The sequence below is a fragment of the Myroides sp. C1519 genome (assembly GCF_038039755.1).
Taxonomy (GTDB): Bacteria; Bacteroidota; Bacteroidia; order Flavobacteriales; family Flavobacteriaceae; genus Flavobacterium; species Flavobacterium phaeum_A.
In genome coordinates this window covers 126,084-145,674 of record NZ_JBBPHM010000005.1, presented here as the reverse complement: position 1 = coordinate 145,674, position 19,591 = coordinate 126,084, and the positions used below count along the sequence as shown (strand labels likewise).

Below are 19,591 nucleotides of genomic sequence, written 5' to 3'. Positions count from 1 at the left end.
CAACTGAATAGCGCATCTGATTACGGCTCAGAAGGTTGCAGGTTTGAATCCTGCCATGGTCACAAAAAGTTTAATAGACAATTTAACGTTATTTCGGCCGCGTGGCGCAACTGAATAGCGCATCTGATTACGGCTCAGAAGGTTGCAGGTTTGAATCCTGCCGCGGTCACAAAAAGCTCATCATTTTGATGGGCTTTTTTTATTTATAACCTATTTTTGTTTGCTTCAAACCTACAACAAGATGACTAAGGAAAAGAATTACTTTAAGTTTTGGTGGAAATCAAGTAATGAACACGGGGTGCATTCTCCCTTTGTTTTTAATTTGTTGACTAAAGGTCTTTATCCTAAAGATTCGAGATGGAAGAAGTTGGCTAAAAAAAATGCCTTTCCTCAAAGGGTGTTGGCTTATTATGCGCCAAAGCATATAGCTATTATTGGAGTTGAACAGAAAATAGAGGTTACTTCTACTGCTGTTACTTGTTTTAAGCCTTCTCAAGGTAAAAGTGATTTAATTTGGATTGGTAGTTCGCTTGATCAACAATCTGCGCTTACAAGTGATATTTTGTATGCAGCGATGCACAATGATACAGTATTGATGTTTGATAGGAGAAAAGAGAATTCTGTAGTTGATCAATTGTGGGAAGATGTAGTAAGTGATGAACGTTTTATCGTGACGTTGGATTTTTACTATTTCGGTTTAGCTTTTATTAGATCAGAACAATTGAAGCAACATTTTACACTTCGAATGTAATTTTATTGTCTTTAATCGTGGTAATATAGAATAGCTTTAGTATTTTTAATCTTTAAGTTTATGTTAGTGATAGTCTTTTAAACGCTATTACAACTAAGCTTAGGTAAAAGTAATGCAATTGCTATGAGAGAAACTATCATCGATGTAAAGGATATTAAGCGCAACTTTAAGTTGGGTACAGAGACTGTCAAGGTTTTAAAAGGGGTGAATCTTCAGATTGATAAGGGAGATTATGTTGCTCTAATGGGGCCTTCAGGTTCTGGTAAATCAACTTTGATGAATATATTAGGTTGCTTAGATACACCCTCTTCAGGTGAATATATCTTAAATGGTAAGGATGTCAGTTCTTTAAATGACGATCAACTTGCAGAAATCCGCAATAAGAATATTGGTTTTGTTTTTCAAACGTTTAATTTGTTACCACGTACTACAGCGTTGGACAATGTAGCTTTGCCTATGGTGTATGCTGGTTATTCAAAAGTTGAACGAAATGAACGAGCAACAGAGGTTTTGACACAGGTGGGGTTAAGTGATCGAATGGATCATCATCCTAATCAACTTTCTGGAGGACAAAGACAACGTGTAGCTGTAGCAAGAGCACTTGTTAATAGACCTGCGATTATTTTAGCAGATGAGCCAACCGGTAATTTAGATACGAAGACTTCGATTGAGATTATGGGGTTGTTTGATGAGATTCACGCTAATGGAAATACAGTGATATTAGTTACCCACGAAGAAGATATTGCAGAACACGCTCATCGAATAATTCGCCTTAGAGATGGGGTAATAGAAAGTGATGAGCGAATAAAGTAAGATAGGTATTAAGTTGAATTATTTGTTGTAATTTGGTGAAGTTATTAATTAGCCAATAGACTATAAAATAGATGAAGGTATATACAAAAACAGGAGATAAAGGAACTACGGCATTGTTTGGAGGAACGCGTGTTCCTAAACATCATATACGCATAGAAAGTTATGGAACAGTAGATGAGTTGAACTCTTATATTGGACTGATACGCGATCAAGAAATGAATCAATTGTATAAAAACGTTTTGATAGAGATACAAGATCGGTTATTTACTGTTGGTGCTGTTTTGGCTACAGATCCAGAGAAAGCCATTTTAAAAAATGGGAAAGAACGCTTAAATATTCCAAAAATTAGCGAAGCTGATATGGCGTTGTTAGAGAATGAAATTGATCGTATGGAGGAATCACTACCGCCAATGACTCATTTTGTGTTGCCTGGCGGTCATACAACAGTGTCATTCTGTCATATTGCCAGATGTGTTTGTCGTAGAGCAGAGCGTCTGTCAGTACAATTGAACGAGATAGAACCTGTTGATGAGTCTGTTTTAATGTATTTAAACCGACTTTCTGACTATCTATTTGTGTTGGCACGAAAGTTGACTTTTGATTTGGGTGCTGAAGAAGTAAAGTGGGTTCCTCGTAAGGAATCTTAATAAATAAGATTTTATCTAAAAGTTATTTACTTTTAGAACACTACGTTCTTAGAATTACACGAAATAAATAAAAAAAAGCTTGATAATTTCATAATAAAAATTATTTTTGCATTAAAAATTAAAAACGAATAGAGATGTATTGGACATTAGAATTAGCATCTTATCTAAGTGATGCTCCATGGCCTGCTACTAAGGATGAACTTATTGATTATGCTATTAGAACGGGCGCTCCACTTGAGGTAGTTGAAAACCTTCAATCTATCGAAGATGAAGGGGAGATATACGAATCAATGGAAGAGATATGGCCAGATTATCCAACTGACGAAGATTATCTTTGGAACGAGGATGAGTATTAAGATACAAATTAAAAAAAGCCTTTTATAGAGGCTTTTTTTTTATTTAAGTTTACCTTTAGAAGTTAATAGAATAAAATCATATAAAGTTATGAGCCTGATAAACACTATATTAAAGGTATTTGTTGGTGATAAATCGGAACGAGATATCAAAGCAATAAAACCATTAATTGAAAAAATAAAATCTTACGATTCAAGCTTGGCAAGTTTGTCAAATGACGAATTGAGAGCAAAGACTATTTATTTTAAAGAAAAAATACAACAGTCAAGAGCTAATCAAGATGAGAAAATTGCTTCTTACAAAGAAGAAATTGAGAAAACTCAGGATATTGATAAGAGAGAAGCTATTTATGCTAACATTGATAGCTTAGAAAAAGAGGCGTATAACAATTCAGAAAAATTGTTATTAGATATTTTACCAGAAGCGTTTGCTGTGGTAAAAGAAACTGCACGTCGATTTAAAGAAAATGAAACAGTTATTGTTACTGCTACACCAAAAGATATTGAGTTTGCTGAAACAAAACCATATGTAACTATCGTTGGAGATAAGGCACATTGGGCAAATACTTGGAGTGCTGCAGGAAAACAAGTTACTTGGGATATGGTTCACTACGATGTTCAGATGATCGGGGGAATTGTATTGCACGAAGGTAAAATTGCAGAGATGCAAACAGGGGAGGGTAAAACATTAGTTGCTACATCTCCATTGTACCTAAATGCATTGACAGGTAATGGTGTTCACTTAGTAACTGTGAATGATTATTTAGCAAAAAGGGATAGTCAGTGGAAAGCTCCTTTATTCGAGTTCCACGGTATGACTGTTGATTGTATTGATAATCACCAACCAAACTCTCCAGGAAGACGTGCTGCTTATGCTGCAGATATTACTTACGGTACAAATAACGAGTTCGGTTTTGACTACTTAAGAGATAATATGGCGCATTCGCCAGAAGAATTAGTTCAAAGAAAACACAATTTTGCTATTGTGGATGAGGTGGATTCTGTATTAGTAGATGATGCAAGAACGCCATTGATTATTTCAGGACCAGTTCCACAAGGAGATAGACACGAATTTAACGAGTTAAAACCACAGGTTGCTAACTTAGTTGAAATGCAAAGAAAACTTGCGAATGGTTTCTTAGCGGAAGCTAAAAAATTAATTCGTGAAGGAAATACAAAAGAAGGTGGATTCTTATTGTTAAGAGCATATAGAAGTTTACCTAAGAATAAAGCGTTGATTAAGTTTTTAAGTGAAGAAGGTGTAAAACAATTACTTCAAAAAACTGAAAATCACTATATGCAGGACAACAATAGAGAAATGCATAAAGTAGATGAGGCTTTATATTTTGTTATCGAAGAGAAAAACAACCAAGTTCAGTTGACTGATAATGGTATTAAAGCGTTATCTCAAGATACAGATGAAAACTTCTTCGTATTACCAGATATCGGAACTGAAATCTCGAAAATTGAGGCATTAAAATTGCCAAAAGAACAAGAAGCAGAAGCAAAAGAAGCTTTGTTCCAAGATTTCGGAATTAAGAGTGAGCGTATTCATACTTTAAGTCAATTATTAAAAGCATATACTGTATTTGAAAAAGATACTGAGTATGTAGTAATGGACAATAAGATTATGATCGTTGATGAGCAAACAGGTCGTATTATGGATGGACGTCGTTATTCAGACGGATTACACCAAGCGATTGAGGCTAAAGAAAACGTGAAAATTGAAGCAGCTACTCAAACATTTGCTACGATTACATTACAAAACTACTTCCGTATGTATAACAAGCTTGCTGGTATGACTGGTACAGCTACTACAGAGGCGGGAGAGCTTTTAGAAATTTATAAATTAGACGTAGTTGAAATTCCTACTAACCGTGGAATTGCTCGTCACGATAAAGAAGATAAGATTTATAGATCAGTACGTGAGAAATTTAAAGCTGTAATTGAAGATGTAGTTGAATTATCTAATGCTGGACGTCCAGTATTGATTGGTACTACTTCAGTTGAGATTTCTGAGTTATTGAGTAGATCTTTGAAAATGCGTGGAATTAAGCACAATGTATTAAATGCTAAATTACACAAACAAGAAGCTCAAATTGTTGAGGAAGCAGGACAACCAGGTATCGTAACTATTGCTACGAATATGGCAGGTCGTGGTACGGATATTAAATTATCTCAAGAAGTAAAAGACAGAGGTGGTTTAGCAATTATCGGTACAGAGAGACACGATTCACGTCGTGTTGACCGTCAGTTAAGAGGTCGTGCAGGACGTCAAGGAGATCCAGGAAGTTCTCAGTTCTATGTTTCTTTAGAAGATAACTTAATGCGTTTGTTCGGTTCAGAGCGTGTAGCTAAGATTATGGACAGAATGGGACTTGAAGATGGAGAGGTAATCCAACACTCAATGATGACTAAGTCTATTGAAAGAGCACAGAAAAAAGTAGAAGAGAATAACTTTGGTATTCGTAAGCGTTTATTAGAATATGATGACGTTATGAATGCACAACGTGAGGTGATTTACAAACGTAGAAAACACGCATTGTTTGGTGAGCGTCTTAAAGTGGATATCGCTAATATGATGTATGATTTATGTGAGCGTATCATTGACACTAATAAAATGGCAAATGATTATAAAAACTATGAGTTTGATATCATTCGTAATTTTGCTGTAAATACAATCGTTAGTGAAAGTGAGTTTGCAAAAGATGACGTTGTAACACTTGCTAATAAACAATACGAGATCGTATATAAAGCATACCAAGATAAATGTGCTCGTAGTGCTGCTGAAGCATTTAAAGTAATTAAAAACGTTTACGAAAATAATGAAGGACAATTTGAACGTATTGTAGTTCCGTTTACAGATGGAGTTAAATCGGTTAATATTGTTACTAATTTAGAGGAGGCTTATCAAACACAAGGGATGTCTTTAATCGATGATTTCGAGAAAAACATTACTTTATCTATTTTAGATGATGCTTGGAAAAAGCACTTAAGAAAAATGGATGAGCTTAAACAATCAGTTCAGTTAGCTGTTCACGAACAAAAAGATCCATTGTTGATTTATAAATTTGAAGCTTTCGAATTATTCAAGAAAACAGTTGGAGAAATTGATTCAGAAGTAATGACTTTCTTGACAAGAGCTGATTTACCACAGCAACAAAAAGTTGAAGAAACACCTTCTATCGAAGAAGCATAGTGTTCCGAATGCTTACCTATAAAAAAGGCTACGTTAGTTAACGTAGCCTTTTTTATTTTATTCAGAGTGCTTTTAATGATGTTTTAATTATGTAAGTAAATAAGCCTTTTTAAGACTGTTTTTTATTCTCTGTGATAGTTATGTTTAAAATAGCAGAAAGTTGATTAAAGCTTTTAATATTTAAAATATAGCGGTGTAGCAAGCGAATAAACCGAATAGGATTCCAGGTGCATTTGCTGCTGTTAAAGGCCAGTCTTTTCTCAGTGCTCCGTAGGTTACCCAAAGACTACAATTGATTGCAGCTACTAAGGGTTGTATATAGTCACCTTTATTACCTTCTAAATTTGCCATAATTTGTGGTATATAAGAAACATACATTGCCACAGACATTATAGTAGCGATAACTCCCAATACCTTAATGAATTTTGTGTCTTTGCTCTCTGAAGTCATATTGTATATTTTTAGTTAATGAATTGAATAAAAGTATTTTAACACTTGTAAATTATGTAAAAAAAACATTTTATCCAATATAATAACTATACTTTTAAGGTATATGTTTGCTTTATAAGCTTGAATTTTGATTACTTAGCGTTTGGGATAAAAAAAGGCTTGACATCTGTCAAGCCTTTTTTAATACTATTATAGGTAGCTTATTTTGCTATCATTTCTAATTCAAATACTAAGTCTGTATTTGGTGGAATAGGACCTACACCTCTTTCACCATAAGCTAAATGAGCAGGAATAAAAACAATAGCTTTATCTCCTATTTTCATTTGCTCAATACCTTCAATAAAACCAGGTATTAAACCAGTTTTAGTTCCATATTTAAAAGGAATTGGAATGTATTGGTTGTAAGCAGCTCTTCTTGCGTCAAAAGTTCCAAAAGTTTTAGAAAGCTCTTCATTACTTGAATCGAACATAATTCCGTTTTCAAAGAAACCAGCATAATCGATCAATACTTCTTGACCGATATTCGGTTTAGCGCCTTCACCTTCTTTTACAATTACGTAAGATAAACCAGAAGCCGTTTTTATAGCTTTAGCTTTTAATTCAGTGATTTTATCAGCTTGTTCTTTCTTTGCGTTATTCAATTTATCTTCACTTTCTTTTTTTGAAGCAGCCTCTTCTTCAAAGTATTTTTTAAAGACTTTTGCAGCATTGAATTTCTTAGCGTTTTTACCGATTCTAATAATTTTGATAGATTCGATTTTGTCCCCTTGTTCAATTGCATCTACTACATCTTGTCCTTTAACGGTGTAGCCAAATACAGAGTGCATATTATCTAAATGTGGAGTTGCCTTGTGTGTAATAAAGAATTGACTTCCGTTAGTAAAAGGTCCGCTATTAGCCATAGAAAGTGTACCTGCTTTATCGTGTTTTAAAGTTTCGTCAAACTCATCTTTAAATACATAACCAGGACCACCAGAACCAGTACCAGTAGGGTCTCCTCCTTGGATAACGAAGTTAGAAACTACTCTGTGAAAAGTAATTCCGTCATAATATTTTTTATCTTTGAATTGAGAGTCTACAAATGGATTATTTCCTTCTGCAAGAGAAACGAAGTTAGCTACAGTTACAGGAGCTTTTTCATATTCTAATTCAGCTACAATAGTTCCTTTTGACGTTTTAATGTCTGCGTAAAGTCCATCAGGTAAATCAGCTTTAGGTGATGCACAAGATGAAATTAAAGCAACAATACTTAATACTAAACTTGTCATTTTTTTCATATTAGTTAATAATTTTTTTCAATAGATTGTAATTCGATTGTAAAGATTAGAGGTTGGTTTTTATCAATTTTTTGTTTGTCTCCTAAATAGCTATAAGCTAAAATAGAAGGGGTAATAACTTTGATAGCTTCATTAGCCTTCATTAATTTTAAAGAGTGTCGAAGGACAGGTAAAATCTCTTCTTTGTCAACAAGATAATTCAGAGTACCAATATCATTCTTTGTGTATAATACACTATCTTGTAATGTACTTATGTTATACGTATAAGCTACTGTATTACCTGCAATAGGTCTAATAGAATCCTTCAATTCTCTTTTTAAATAAGTGTACCAAAAGCCATTTTTTGAATTGATGTAAGTGCTTTCAGGGTGTGTGTCAATGTAATTGGTAATTAAATCTTCCTCACTTTTAATTAACTCCATATTCATTTTAGCAGAAGAGTGTATTACATTCTCTTTTGACTTTGAGATTGGTTTTCTTGCTGGTTCATTTTGTGCACAACTAACAAAAAGGCTTAATAAAATAGGAAAACCTAAAAACTTAATACATTTAAACATAAAACTCGTTTTTGTGTTTTGATATAATTTCTTTGAATCTTTCGATTGTTTCTTGTAGTGATAAATTTGACTTACCACCAGCCGCATTAACGTGTCCGCCTCCTTCAAAGTATTTTCGAGCCAATAAATTAACATCGAAATTACCTTGAGAACGCAGAGAAATTTTGATAATCCCCTCGTCTTTGCGCTCAATAAAGAATAAAGTTAAGTCAATTCCTTTAATTGACAAACCATAATTAACAACTCCTTCCGTATCTCCTTTAACGTGTTTAAACTCGTTTAAGTCTTCATCTGTTAAGAATATGTACGAAGTATTTAACTCAGGAAGCAATACCATATTTTGTAAAGCTCTACCTAAAAGTTGTAATCTATTATAACTACTATTGTCAAAAAGATTGTTGTGAATTTGTGGGTTATCAATTCCTTTATCAATTAATGCAGCAATCACACGGTGAGTATTTGCATTGGTTTTAGGGAATCTAAAAGAACCAGAATCTGTTACAATACCTGTATAAATACAAGTAGCAGCATCTTTATCTATATATTTAGTGAAGTTAATCTTGTCTAAGATTGTATATAAAAGTTCACAAGTAGAACCAAATTCAGGATTAGAGAACGTTAATTCTGCGAAATTACCTGGCATTTGGTGATGGTCAATCATAACAAAAGGATTCGGTAATTTTTGCAACATTTTCTCCATATCATCTCCTGTTCTAAGAAGAACATTGAAGTCTAATGTGAAAATATAATCAGAGTCAGCAATAAGTTTAGAAGTACTCTCTCTATTTTTATCATAGATTAAGATATCTTCACTTGCTGGCATCCAAGCTAAAAAATGAGGGAAATCGTTAGGAGCTACAACGTGTACATCATGTCCTATTTTTTTTAGAACATGATAAAGACCTAATGTTGAACCAATAGCATCCCCGTCTGGATTTCTATGGGGAATAATAGTAATCTTTTTTGGTGAGATTAGAATGCGTTCTAATGACTCTAAATTTTTTTCATTCATCATAATGCGAAAGTACATTATTTTGAGCTCAAAATAATGCGTTTTTCTTTAAAATGATATAAAACAAATAAATCAATAAAGAGATTTTATTATTGCGCTAAAGCTTTTAGTTCAGCTTTATCTTTTAGGATAATTTTTTTACCAGAAAGTTCGATAATCCCCTCTTTCTTAAGATCAGATAATAGTCTAATACAACTTTCTGTAGCTGTACCAACCATATTAGCTAAATCTTCACGTGAAAGTTGAATGTTTAAAGCATTTGTTTCTTGGTTTGTACCACCAACTTCTTCAAGTTTTAAAAGAATAATAGCTAAACGTTCTTTCACTGTCTTATGGGTATGATCAGCTAAGCCTTTATCAGCGTCTTTTAAGTGGTTACAAATGTCTCTGGTAACTAATAAAGAGAATTTATTGTTGTCAGTGAAGTAATCCATCATTTCCTTTTTAGGAATAAAACAGATTTGCATATCCTCAATAGCCGTAGCTGTAAGGTTAGAAGTTTCTTCATTGATGATAGAACGTTGGCCAAGTAAGTCCCCGTCTTTAGCAAGTTTTACAATAGTGTCTTTACCATTAGAATTTAGTTTTGTTAATTTACAAAAACCATCTTTGATACAATACACACCATTAAGGTTGTCACCTTCTGTAAAAATTGTCTCACCTTTTTTGACAATGAAGTGAGTTTTTGTTTCAGATATTGTTAAGAGTTCTTCCCTTGTTAATGCTTTTAAAGAACTAAACTCTCTAATTATACATTGCTCACATCTACCCATAACTAATAATTTGTGTTAAAAACTTTTTGCAAATGTACGTTTTTTTTATGATAAATATCATATATTCTGCTTTATTAAACGTAGACCTTTGTTAAAGGTATTTTGAGCATTTATTATGGATAAGAAGACGTGTTTTCATTGTGGTAATGAAGTTAACACATTCAACCGCATTGAATTTGATGAGAAGGAGTTTTGTTGCAATGGTTGCAAAACAGTTTACGAGATTTTTAGCGAAAATGATTTAGGGTGTTATTATGATATGGAGCTTACTCCTGGGGCAACTCCAGAAGATGCTAATGGTAAATATGACTTTTTAGATAAGGGAGATATCATTAATAAACTACTTGAATTTAATGAAGGTAGTACTAATATTGTGTCGCTTTACATTCCTCACATACATTGTAGTTCTTGTATTTGGATATTAGAGAATTTACACCGCTTGAATGATGGTGTATTACGTGTATTGGTTAATTTTCCAGAGAAAAAAGCAACGATTACATTTAATTCAGATAAGGTTACTTTAAAAGAGATTGTCTTGTTGCTAAACAAGATAGGATACGAGCCATATATCAGTTTAAAAAACTATGAAGAAAAACCTCAAGCTGTAGACAGAAGCTTGATGTATAAGATAGGTATTGCCTTTTTTAGTTTTGGAAATGTGATGATGTTATCGTTTCCTGAGTACTTTAATATTGATGATATTTGGATGCGTCAGTATAAAGACTTTTTTAGATGGTTAATTCTAATTTTATCTATGCCGGTTTTTCTTTATTCGGCATCTCCCTATTATGTAGCGGCGTGGAAAGGTATTAAAACAAAAAACTATACAATTGATATTCCAATGGCTTTGGGAATTATTGTAATGTTTTTACGTAGTACAATTGATATTGTATTTGATTTAGGACCTGGTTTTTTTGACAGTATGACTATGTTGGTCTTCTTTATGCTGTTAGGGAAACTATTTCAACAACGTACCTATAACTTTTTATCTTTTGAACGCGATTATAAATCGTATTTCCCGATTGCCATTACAAAATTAAGTGAAGGTGATATAGAAGAACCTGTTCAAGTGTACGATGTTGTCAAAGGAGATAGGTTGTTGATAAGAAATCAGGAGTTGATTCCTGTGGATTCGATTTTAATTTCAGGCAGTGCTTTTATAGATTATAGTTTTGTAACCGGAGAGGCAATTCCGGTTGAAAAGAAATCAGGAGATAAACTATTTGCAGGAGGAAAGCAAGTAGGTGATGTTGTGGAGATAGAAGCAATCAATACAGTGTCACAAAGTTATTTGACGCAATTGTGGAGTAATGATGTGTTTCAGAAGAAAGTGGATATGAAATACAAGACAATTACGGATACAATAAGTCATTATTTTACGCCTGTTTTACTAACAATTTCCATTTTAGCTTTTATCGGTTGGTCTTTTGTAGACTTGAATGCAGCATTTAATGTTTTTACAGCAATTTTAATTGTTGCTTGTCCTTGTGCATTAGCATTAACAGCACCATTTACATTAGGGAATGCCATTCGTATTTATGGTAGAAAGAAGTTTTACTTAAAGAACGTTACTGTTGTAGAGCAAATGGCTAAGGTAAATACGCTTGTATTTGATAAAACAGGAACAATTACAACGAATGCATCATCAGCAGTTAAATATATCGGTAGCGATTTATCGTTACAAGAACAAAGTGATATTAGAAATATAATTCGTGCATCGAATCACCCATTAAGTAGAAAATTATATAATTTCTTGACAACAAAAGTAGTTGTGAAGCCAGAGTTCTTTGAAGAGATCGCTGGAAAAGGGTTGATTGGAATCGTAAATGGACAGAAGTATTTAATCGGTTCTCCAATGTTATTAGGAGAGCAAAAAGAGAAAGTGTTAAATGAAACAGCTGTCCATATTAAGATAAATGACGAGTATAAAGGGAAGTTTATTTTTGCCAATCATTATCGTGATGGGCTAAGTGAATTATTCTCAGAATTAGATCTAAGTGGTTATAAATTAGCTATTTTGTCTGGAGATAATGATGGTGAAGCTGCGATTTTGAAAGAAATGTTGCCTAAAGGAACACAATTAGTATTTAATCAAAAGCCAGAAGAAAAACTGGAATTTGTTAAGAAATTGCAGGAGTCAGGAGGCAATGTAATGATGGTAGGAGATGGTCTTAATGATGCTGGAGCATTGGCTCAGAGTAATGTAGGGGTTTCTGTGTCTGAAAATGTCAATGTTTTTACACCTGCGAGCGATGGAATATTAGATGCTAAAATGTTTGGAAGTTTGGCATCATTCTTAAAATACTCAAAGAATTCTGTTAAAATTATCAAATTAAGTTATACCTTAGCGTTAACATATAATGTCATAGGTATCTCAGTATCAATTATGAATAAGATGTCGCCATTGGTGGCTGCAATCTTAATGCCTATAAGTACAATATCTATCATAAGTTTCGTAACAATTTTAAGTAATTATATGGCTAAGAAAAATATACGAAAAGGATGATAGAAAGATTTAGAATATGATACTTATCATATTTTAGAGAAAGGGTATATGTTAATTTTGTAACGTAAATAAAAGGTATGAGTGTTATTTATTTCTTAATCAGTATCAGCGTTGTTGTCGCTGGTATCTTTCTATACTTGTTCATCAAGTCCGTTAAGAGTGGACAGTTTGATGACTCGTATACTCCATCGGTACGTATGTTGTTTGACGATGAAGTAAAAATCACCTCAAAAGATTCGAAAGAAAAAAAGACTAACAATAAAAATCAAAAAGAAAATCAAATATAAACAACTATGGAAGTGCAACAATTTTATTATGACAACAAAATTGTAAAGAAATTTCTTTACGCTTCGATATTTTTTGGAGCAGTAGGGATGCTAGTAGGGTTACTGTTAGCAGTGATGTTTATATTTCCTAACTTAACCGATGGAATATCGTTCTTAAGTTTCGGGAGATTACGTCCTCTACACACAAATGCGGTAATTTTCGCATTCGTTGGTAACGCTATTTTTGGCGGTATTTATTACTCTTTACAAAGGTTATGTAAAGCCAGAATGTACAGTGATTTTTTAAGTAATCTTCACTTTTACGGATGGCAATTAATCTTAATAGGTGCAGTAATTACTTTGCCATTAGGGTTCACAACATCAAAAGAGTATGCCGAGTTAGAATGGCCAATTGACATTGCAATTGCAATTATTTGGGTAACATTTGGTATTAATATGATTATGACAATCATCAAGAGAAGAGAGCGTCATATTTATGTTGCTATTTGGTTCTACTTAGCTACATTCGTTACGGTGGCAGTACTTCACATCTTTAACTCATTAGAGTTACCAGTGAGTGCTTTCAAATCTTACTCAGTTTATGCTGGGGTACAAGATGCATTAGTTCAATGGTGGTATGGGCATAACGCGGTTGCGTTCTTCTTAACTACACCGTTCTTAGGGTTAATGTATTACTACTTACCAAAAGCTGCTAATAGACCAGTTTATTCTTATAGACTTTCTATTATTCACTTCTGGTCATTAATTTTCTTATACATCTGGGCGGGACCTCACCACTTATTGTATTCAGCTTTACCTGAATGGGCACAAAACTTAGGAGTAGTATTCTCTGTTATGTTGATTGCTCCATCTTGGGGAGGTATGATTAACGGTTTGTTAACGCTTCGTGGAGTATGGGATAAAGTAAGAGTAGATCCTGTTTTAAAATTCTTCGTTGTAGGTATTACTGGATACGGTATGGCTACGTTTGAAGGACCAATGTTATCATTGAAAAACGTAAACGCTATTGCTCACTTTACTGACTGGATCGTAGCTCACGTACACGTTGGTGCATTAGCTTGGAATGGATTTATGACATTCGGTATGGTTTATTGGTTAATCCCAAGAATGGTAAAAACAGATTTATATTCTAAAGCATTAGCTAACTTCCACTTCTGGATTGGTACTTTAGGTATTATTTTATATGTGATTCCATTGTATGTTGCAGGTTTCTCTCAACACTTAATGTGGAAAGACTTTAATCCAGATGGTACATTAAAATATGGTAACTTCTTAGAAACTGTTACTGCTATTATGCCAATGTATGCGATGCGTGCAATTGGAGGAACATTATACTTAGCTGGGGTACTTGTATTAATTTACAACATCTACAAAACAGTTAAAGCTGGTCAACCAGTAGAAGATGAATTAGCTGAAGCACCTGCATTAACAAGAATTTCTGCGGGAAGATTAAAAGGAGAAGGATGGCACGTATGGTTAGAAAGAAGACCAATTCAGTTTACTATTTTAACTACAATTGCTATTTTAATTGGAGGTATGGTTCAGATTATACCAACAATCTTCGTTAAGTCGAATATTCCAACTATTACAAGTGTTAAACCGTATACTCCATTAGAGTTAGAAGGTCGTGACTTATATATTAGAGAAGGTTGTGTTGGATGTCACTCTCAACAGATTCGTCCTTTCCGTTCTGAAGTTGAAAGATACGGTGAGTATTCAAAATCAGGAGAGTATGTTTATGATCACCCATTCTTATGGGGGTCTAAGAGAACAGGTCCAGATTTAATGCGTGTTGGAGGTAAATATTCTGATAGCTGGCATTATAATCACATGTTTGACCCACAATCAACATCTCCAAACTCTATTATGCCAGGTTATAAATGGTTATTTGCTAACAAAGCAAAAGATTATTCTGACATTGAGAAGAAAATGAGCGTAATGAGAACATTAGGTGTTCCTTATACAGATGAAGATATTGCTAATGCAAGAGCTTCTATTAAAGCGCAAGCAGAAGGAATTGCACTTAATTTAGAAGGAGATCCAGATTATGTTAAATCATATGAGGATAGTAAAAAACGTGCTGAAGCAAAAGGAGAAGAGTTTGTTCCAATGAGCGAGCGTGAAATTGTAGCAGTAATTGCTTACTTACAACGTTTAGGTACAGATATTAAAGAAAGAGTAGAAGAATAATATAAAAAAGTGAATCAATATGCTAAAGTTCATTAAACATAATATGGAAACGATTGGAGGGATTGAAATCTTCCCAATTATTTCGCTACTCATTTTCTTTACTTTCTTTGTTGGACTTTTTATATGGGTTGCTACCTATAAAAAAGATACAATTGAAGAATTAAGCAATATGCCATTCATGGATGATGAAGAGCAAAATGTTGATCCTAATTCAAATTAATTATGAAGAAGTTTTTTCCAGTATATGTTAGAGTACCTCTTTTATTCGCGATTTTCTTTTTCGCAATAGAATGGATAATAGGGGGAGAAAGTGACAAGCCTGCATTTATGGAACATCCAGTTGTTCTAATCTTATTAGGTTTGTTCTTATTTGCTTTGATTGCTGTAGAAATTGTAGCATCGGCAACAAATAAGATTCTGGATCGTTTAATGACGCCAGAAGAAAGAGCTGCAAAAGCTAAAGAAGAGAGTCTTCCTTTTGCTGAGTCTCCATGGGTTAAGAGGTTAATGAAGAAATTAACTAACACAAAAGAAATCCATGAAGAAAGTGATATCATGATGGATCATGATTATGACGGAATTAAAGAGTTAGATAATGATTTACCACCTTGGTGGGTTGGATTATTCTACGTAACGTTCATTTTCGCTGTGATTTACTTATTAAGATTCCACGTATTTGACGGAGATAGTCAAGTTGTAGAATACGAAAAAGAAATGATCGCTGCTAAAGAGCAAGTAGAAGAATACAAGAAAACAGCTCCAGATATGCTAACTGCAGATCAAGCTGTATTCTCTGACGATCCTGCTGTATTGGCTGCTGGTAAACAGCTTTTCGATACAAACTGTGCAATGTGTCACAAAGCAGATGGTGGAGGAGCAATTGGACCTAACTTAACAGATGATCATTGGATTTTAGGTGGAGGTATGAAAAATGTGTTCAACACTATTTCTGAAGGAGGTCGTCCTGGAAAAGGGATGGTGCCTTGGAAAACAAACTTCAAACCATCTGAAATTGAAAAAATATCATCTTATGTGATTTCTCTAAATGGTACTACTCCGGCTGAAGCAAAAGCAGCAGAAGGTGATATCATTTGGTCTAAGGCTGATTTAGCAACTGAAGGAGGAGAAGCAGATGCAGCTCCTGCTGAAGAAAATACAGAAGCTTCAAGCGACAATACTGAAGTTTCGGCTGAATAGTCAGTAGAGAATAAATGTTCTTTTTGAGCAGATTTAAACTACAATAAAATATAAAAGGCTGAGTAGAGGTAACTCGCTCAGCCTTTTTTTAAAACACAATACTATGGCTACAGAAAAAGATGAGAGTTTCCGTGACTCCATAGGTACTATTGGTAAAGATGGGAAAAGAGTTTTTCTTCACCCTAAAAAACCTTCAGGACCTTTTTACAATAAACGTAAAATAGTTAGTTATTTATTAATCGCTTTTCTATTTGCGGCTCCATTTATTAAATTGAATGGGAATCAGTTTTTATTATTTAATGTAATAGATAGAAAGTTCAACATTTTTGGTTTTCCTTTTTGGCCACAAGATTTTTATTTAGTGGTAATATCATTAATCATTGGTGTTGTTTTTGTTACTTTATTTACAGTTTCTTTTGGACGTATTTTCTGCGGTTGGATATGCCCACAGACTATTTTTATGGAAATGGTTTTTAGACGTATCGAATACTGGATTGACGGGGATAGAGGTGCTCAAATGAGGTTAGATAAACAACCTTGGAATGGTGAGAAAATTAGAAAACGTTTAACTAAATGGTTTATTTTCTTCTTGATTTCATTTTCAATTGCGAATGTATTTTTAGCGTATATCATCGGATCAGACGCTGTAATACAAATGATGAAAGAAGGGCCAGCTAACCACGTTGGAAGATTTATTGGATTATTAATATTTACGACAGTATTTTACTTTGTATTTACTTGGTTTAGAGAACAAGTATGTGTAATTGCTTGTCCTTATGGTCGTTTACAGGGAGTTTTATTAGATAATAAATCTATCATTGTAGCTTATGACCACGTAAGAGGAGAAGGAGAAAATGGTCGTGCTAAGTTTAGAAAAGACGTTGATCGTCAAGCAGCTGGAATTGGTGATTGTATCGATTGTAAGCAATGTGTAAATGTTTGTCCAACAGGTATCGATATTCGTAATGGTACTCAATTAGAATGTACAAACTGTACTGCTTGTATTGATGAATGTGATCATATGATGGAGAGTGTAGGGTTGCCAAAAGGTTTAATCCGTTACGCTTCAGAAGAAGAAATTACAGAGAATAAGAAGTTTAAGTTTACTCCAAGACAGAAAGGATATACAGCTGTTTTAGGAATTTTATCTTTCATTTTAGTAGGATTATTATTCTTAAGAACAGATGTTGAAGCAACTGTTTTACGTGTTGCAGGGCAAACATATGAACATAAAGGTGAGAACCTAAGTAATGTTTATACATTTAAGGTTGTTAATAAAACAATGCGCGATTTTGAAGACATTAGTTTTAAACTTAAAGAGCCTGAGCAAGGAGAGATTATTTTGGTAGGGAAACCTATTATTAAAGTAGAAAAAGAAGGTTATGCAGAAGGAACAATGTTTATTGAAGTACCTCAATATTTATTAGAAAGCCACCGTACTAAAGTTAAAATTGAGGTGTATGATGGTGATAAATTGATACAAACAACTTCAACAAACTTCCTTGGACCAAGAACATTAGATTAATTTAAAATTTGTTAGGTATGAAATTTAATTTTGGAACAGGAATTGTAATTGCTATGGGATTATTCATGGTGTTTATATTACAGTATGTTATAAGAGTTCAAGTTAATCCGAAATTTGATAATGAGTTGGTTACTGAGAACTATTATCAACAAGAAATAGAAGTTGATGGAAGACACGATAGAGAAGTTGCGGCTTTGAAATTATCTCGTCCAGTTGGAATAGAAGTATCATCGGAAGGTGTTGTTGTTTCTTTTCCTAAAGAATTTGATTATAAAAAAATTACCGGTAAAATATTCCTATATAGACCGTCTAACCAGAAATTAGACTTTGATATTCCTATATCTTTGTCTTCTTCCAATTTGCTCATACCTAACACAAATTTGGTAGACGGTCGTTGGGATATTGCTATCGAATGGAATTATGAGGGTTCTGATTATAGAAACATAAATAAGTTAACAGTTAAATAGTTTAATCGTGATTACTGCACTTATTTTTGGGTTAGTCAGCAGTCTACATTGTATTGGTATGTGTGGACCAATTGCTATGATGTTACCCGTTTCTAAGAACAATCAATCTAAAAAGGCTATGCAGATATTCACCTATCACTTAGGTAGGATATCTGCATATTCTATTTTAGGACTTGTCTTTGGACTTTTTGGTAAAGGATTTTACATTGCTGGACTTCAACAGCAAATGTCAATTGTAGTTGGTGTTTTAATGATTTTATTCGTTTTGATACCGCAGAATAAACTGGGGAGTTTAAACTTTTTAAAGCCGATCTATAAGCTTACAAGTAAATTAAAGAAAGCACTTGGTGCTCAATTTAAAAAGCAAGATATTAAGTCTTTATATATGATCGGATTTTTTAATGGCTTTTTACCTTGCGGAATGGTATACGTTGCTCTTTTTGGAGCATTAGCTACACAGAATATTGTTTTAGGTATGCTTTATATGGCATTATTTGGTGTAGGTACAATTCCGTTAATGAGTTCGGTAGTTTATGTTAGAGATTTATTCTCTACGAAGGTTAGAAATGCTATAATGAAGTACTACCCGTTGATTATTGTCCTTTTTGGTATGCTATTTATATTAAGAGGTTTGGGATTAGATATTCCATTTATATCTCCTGATAACTTAAATTTATTTGTTAGAGGAGAAGCAAATTGTTAGTTTGTTAAAAGCTTGTTGTCAGTGTGTTGTGTTTTTATGTCCATAAAAAATAAAAAAAGTTACTTTTTTAAGTGACTTTTCTACAACATGGTTGTCTTAATAATAACAAACAGATAAAAGTGCTTTTAAAATGCTATGAAAAGAAATTAAATTCATTGATCTGTTTGACTTAGTACTTTGATAAAATGTATTAAGATTGCTATGAAAAGAGAATACAAAAAAAAGGTAACTTATATAAGTTACCTTTTTTTTTACTTTATAATTAGCTCTTGACGTTTTAAATAATCAACAGCATGTCTTCCTTCGTTGAACAATAAATCCAAAATACTCAAGTTATTTAAGAATCCGTGTTTCTCATCAAAAACTTGGACATAACTTTCAAAAGAATTAGTGTCTTTTTTACCATTAACTAATGATCTAAAATCAGATATATCTTCAGTCAATTCTTTTTCAAACTCAATTGTTTTTTCAAAAGGAATAGAAATACCTAAACAAGAATTAACAACTTCATGTATTTGTAGATTTAAGTCTAACATAAAGTCATGTTTTCCTTCGAAAATAGCACGTATATCGTCTTCAAAGTACTCAAAGTAAGGAGAAGTTCTATACGCAGCTTCTAAGCTCTTAAAATGCTGTTTTTGCCATCCAAAAGCATGCTCGATTCTTGTGTCTTTAAATTTCTTATGTGTATCATCGCTGTGCTTAACCGGAATATTCAACATTTGAATTCCATTAGCACTATAGATATACATTCTATTTCTGTTCGTTTGTTTCTGAAAATTATCTTCTACTTCAAACATTACACTGTCAGCTTGTAACATAGCTACATAATGGCTAACAGACGCAAAGTAAGTAGGATGAATAAGAATGTTATTCATTTTATC

The 19,591-nt window shown here is 33.3% G+C and carries 19 protein-coding genes and 1 tRNA gene; 14 read left to right on the top strand and 6 right to left on the bottom strand.

All coding sequences use genetic code 11. The annotated features are described in order from the left end of the window. Positions 1-95 precede the first annotated feature (95 nt). The 6 genes from AABL81_RS05000 (at position 96) to secA (ending at position 5,763) form a co-directional block, all read left to right on the top strand. Positions 96-169: transfer RNA gene (locus AABL81_RS05000), tRNA-Arg, on the top strand. A 72-nt stretch (positions 170-241) separates the two neighbouring features. Next, the gene (locus AABL81_RS04995) at positions 242-751 is read left to right on the top strand and encodes a hypothetical protein (RefSeq protein ID WP_158210266.1); all 510 of its coding nucleotides are present in this window, start codon (positions 242-244) and stop codon (positions 749-751) included. Positions 752-874: 123 nt separating this feature from the next. Beyond that, on the top strand, positions 875-1,564 hold the full coding sequence (locus AABL81_RS04990; RefSeq protein ID WP_158210267.1) for an ABC transporter ATP-binding protein: 690 nt from the start codon (positions 875-877) through the stop codon (positions 1,562-1,564). Between the two features lie 71 nt (positions 1,565-1,635). Next, complete coding sequence (locus AABL81_RS04985) at positions 1,636-2,211, top strand: cob(I)yrinic acid a,c-diamide adenosyltransferase (RefSeq protein ID WP_158210268.1); 576 nt, start codon at positions 1,636-1,638, stop codon at positions 2,209-2,211. Positions 2,212-2,345: 134 nt separating this feature from the next. Continuing rightward, complete coding sequence (locus AABL81_RS04980) at positions 2,346-2,567, top strand: DUF2795 domain-containing protein (RefSeq protein WP_002986941.1); 222 nt, start codon at positions 2,346-2,348, stop codon at positions 2,565-2,567. Positions 2,568-2,655: 88 nt separating this feature from the next. Beyond that, positions 2,656-5,763, top strand: a complete 3,108-nt coding sequence (gene secA, locus AABL81_RS04975) for a preprotein translocase subunit SecA (protein ID WP_158210269.1) — start codon at positions 2,656-2,658, stop codon at positions 5,761-5,763. A 180-nt stretch (positions 5,764-5,943) separates the two neighbouring features. Here the strand turns inward: secA and AABL81_RS04970 are convergent, their stop codons facing one another. The 5 genes from AABL81_RS04970 to AABL81_RS04950 form a co-directional block, all read right to left on the bottom strand. Continuing rightward, positions 5,944-6,213: a SemiSWEET family transporter gene (locus AABL81_RS04970; protein ID WP_158210270.1), complete on the bottom strand. Its 270-nt coding sequence runs from the start codon at positions 6,211-6,213 to the stop codon at positions 5,944-5,946. A 200-nt stretch (positions 6,214-6,413) separates the two neighbouring features. Further along, positions 6,414-7,490 carry a peptidylprolyl isomerase gene (locus tag AABL81_RS04965; protein ID WP_158210271.1) on the bottom strand — a complete coding sequence of 359 codons (1,077 nt, stop codon included), beginning with the start codon at positions 7,488-7,490 and terminating at the stop codon, positions 6,414-6,416. 5 nt (positions 7,491-7,495) lie between these two features. Continuing rightward, positions 7,496-8,047, bottom strand: coding sequence for a gliding motility-associated peptidyl-prolyl isomerase GldI (gldI, locus tag AABL81_RS04960; RefSeq protein ID WP_158210272.1), 552 nt, complete (start codon positions 8,045-8,047; stop codon positions 7,496-7,498). Further along, positions 8,040-9,062: a DHH family phosphoesterase gene (locus tag AABL81_RS04955; RefSeq protein WP_341340478.1), complete on the bottom strand. Its 1,023-nt coding sequence runs from the start codon at positions 9,060-9,062 to the stop codon at positions 8,040-8,042. The genes gldI and AABL81_RS04955 overlap by 8 nt, the downstream gene beginning before the upstream one ends. An 86-nt stretch (positions 9,063-9,148) precedes the next feature. Continuing rightward, positions 9,149-9,832 (bottom strand): Crp/Fnr family transcriptional regulator, encoded by a 684-nt coding sequence (locus tag AABL81_RS04950; protein ID WP_158210274.1) that lies wholly within the window; start codon positions 9,830-9,832, stop codon positions 9,149-9,151. Positions 9,833-9,947: 115 nt separating this feature from the next. On the opposite strand from AABL81_RS04950, the gene AABL81_RS04945 reads away from it, so the two are divergent. From AABL81_RS04945 to AABL81_RS04910, 8 genes are all read left to right on the top strand, one after another. Beyond that, on the top strand, positions 9,948-12,338 hold the full coding sequence (locus AABL81_RS04945) for a heavy metal translocating P-type ATPase (protein WP_341340477.1): 2,391 nt from the start codon (positions 9,948-9,950) through the stop codon (positions 12,336-12,338). A 77-nt stretch (positions 12,339-12,415) separates the two neighbouring features. Continuing rightward, entirely contained in the window at positions 12,416-12,625 is a 210-nt protein-coding gene (gene ccoS, locus AABL81_RS04940) for a cbb3-type cytochrome oxidase assembly protein CcoS (protein ID WP_158210276.1), read from the top strand. Between the two features lie 6 nt (positions 12,626-12,631). Next, positions 12,632-14,815, top strand: coding sequence for a cytochrome-c oxidase, cbb3-type subunit I (ccoN, locus tag AABL81_RS04935; RefSeq protein WP_158210277.1), 2,184 nt, complete (start codon positions 12,632-12,634; stop codon positions 14,813-14,815). Positions 14,816-14,834: 19 nt separating this feature from the next. Next, the gene (locus AABL81_RS04930; protein WP_090409163.1) at positions 14,835-15,035 is read left to right on the top strand and encodes a CcoQ/FixQ family Cbb3-type cytochrome c oxidase assembly chaperone; all 201 of its coding nucleotides are present in this window, start codon (positions 14,835-14,837) and stop codon (positions 15,033-15,035) included. Between the two features lie 2 nt (positions 15,036-15,037). Further along, a complete protein-coding gene (locus tag AABL81_RS04925) occupies positions 15,038-16,012 on the top strand; it encodes a cbb3-type cytochrome c oxidase N-terminal domain-containing protein (RefSeq protein ID WP_341340476.1) in 975 nt (324 codons plus the stop codon). A 103-nt stretch (positions 16,013-16,115) separates the two neighbouring features. Continuing rightward, a complete protein-coding gene (ccoG, locus tag AABL81_RS04920) occupies positions 16,116-17,537 on the top strand; it encodes a cytochrome c oxidase accessory protein CcoG (RefSeq protein WP_158210279.1) in 1,422 nt (473 codons plus the stop codon). Between the two features lie 17 nt (positions 17,538-17,554). Further along, on the top strand, positions 17,555-18,004 hold the full coding sequence (locus tag AABL81_RS04915; protein ID WP_158210280.1) for a FixH family protein: 450 nt from the start codon (positions 17,555-17,557) through the stop codon (positions 18,002-18,004). Positions 18,005-18,011: 7 nt separating this feature from the next. Continuing rightward, positions 18,012-18,707, top strand: coding sequence for a sulfite exporter TauE/SafE family protein (locus AABL81_RS04910; protein WP_158210281.1), 696 nt, complete (start codon positions 18,012-18,014; stop codon positions 18,705-18,707). Between the two features lie 251 nt (positions 18,708-18,958). On the opposite strand, the gene AABL81_RS04905 is transcribed toward AABL81_RS04910, so the two are convergent. Next, positions 18,959-19,585: a WbqC family protein gene (locus AABL81_RS04905; protein ID WP_158210282.1), complete on the bottom strand. Its 627-nt coding sequence runs from the start codon at positions 19,583-19,585 to the stop codon at positions 18,959-18,961. Between the last annotated feature and the right edge of the window lie 6 nt (positions 19,586-19,591).

Bases quoted from the DNA above. Each gene is read 5' to 3' on its own strand.
- AABL81_RS04930 (WP_090409163.1), top strand. From the start codon at position 14,835: ATGCTAAAGTTCATTAAACATAATATGGAAACGATTGGAGGGATTGAA.
- ccoN (WP_158210277.1), top strand. From the start codon at position 12,632: ATGGAAGTGCAACAATTTTATTATGACAACAAAATTGTAAAGAAATTT.
- AABL81_RS04915 (WP_158210280.1), top strand. From the start codon at position 17,555: ATGAAATTTAATTTTGGAACAGGAATTGTAATTGCTATGGGATTATTC.
- AABL81_RS04955 (WP_341340478.1), bottom strand. From the start codon at position 9,062: ATGATGAATGAAAAAAATTTAGAGTCATTAGAACGCATTCTAATCTCA.
- AABL81_RS04990 (WP_158210267.1), top strand. From the start codon at position 875: ATGAGAGAAACTATCATCGATGTAAAGGATATTAAGCGCAACTTTAAG.
- AABL81_RS04980 (WP_002986941.1), top strand. From the start codon at position 2,346: ATGTATTGGACATTAGAATTAGCATCTTATCTAAGTGATGCTCCATGG.
- gldI (WP_158210272.1), bottom strand. From the start codon at position 8,047: ATGTTTAAATGTATTAAGTTTTTAGGTTTTCCTATTTTATTAAGCCTT.
- ccoG (WP_158210279.1), top strand. From the start codon at position 16,116: ATGGCTACAGAAAAAGATGAGAGTTTCCGTGACTCCATAGGTACTATT.
- AABL81_RS04965 (WP_158210271.1), bottom strand. From the start codon at position 7,490: ATGAAAAAAATGACAAGTTTAGTATTAAGTATTGTTGCTTTAATTTCA.
- ccoS (WP_158210276.1), top strand. From the start codon at position 12,416: ATGAGTGTTATTTATTTCTTAATCAGTATCAGCGTTGTTGTCGCTGGT.
- AABL81_RS04970 (WP_158210270.1), bottom strand. From the start codon at position 6,213: ATGACTTCAGAGAGCAAAGACACAAAATTCATTAAGGTATTGGGAGTT.
- secA (WP_158210269.1), top strand. From the start codon at position 2,656: ATGAGCCTGATAAACACTATATTAAAGGTATTTGTTGGTGATAAATCG.
- AABL81_RS04905 (WP_158210282.1), bottom strand. From the start codon at position 19,585: ATGAATAACATTCTTATTCATCCTACTTACTTTGCGTCTGTTAGCCAT.
- AABL81_RS04985 (WP_158210268.1), top strand. From the start codon at position 1,636: ATGAAGGTATATACAAAAACAGGAGATAAAGGAACTACGGCATTGTTT.
- AABL81_RS04950 (WP_158210274.1), bottom strand. From the start codon at position 9,832: ATGGGTAGATGTGAGCAATGTATAATTAGAGAGTTTAGTTCTTTAAAA.
- AABL81_RS04995 (WP_158210266.1), top strand. From the start codon at position 242: ATGACTAAGGAAAAGAATTACTTTAAGTTTTGGTGGAAATCAAGTAAT.
- AABL81_RS04945 (WP_341340477.1), top strand. From the start codon at position 9,948: ATGGATAAGAAGACGTGTTTTCATTGTGGTAATGAAGTTAACACATTC.
- AABL81_RS04925 (WP_341340476.1), top strand. From the start codon at position 15,038: ATGAAGAAGTTTTTTCCAGTATATGTTAGAGTACCTCTTTTATTCGCG.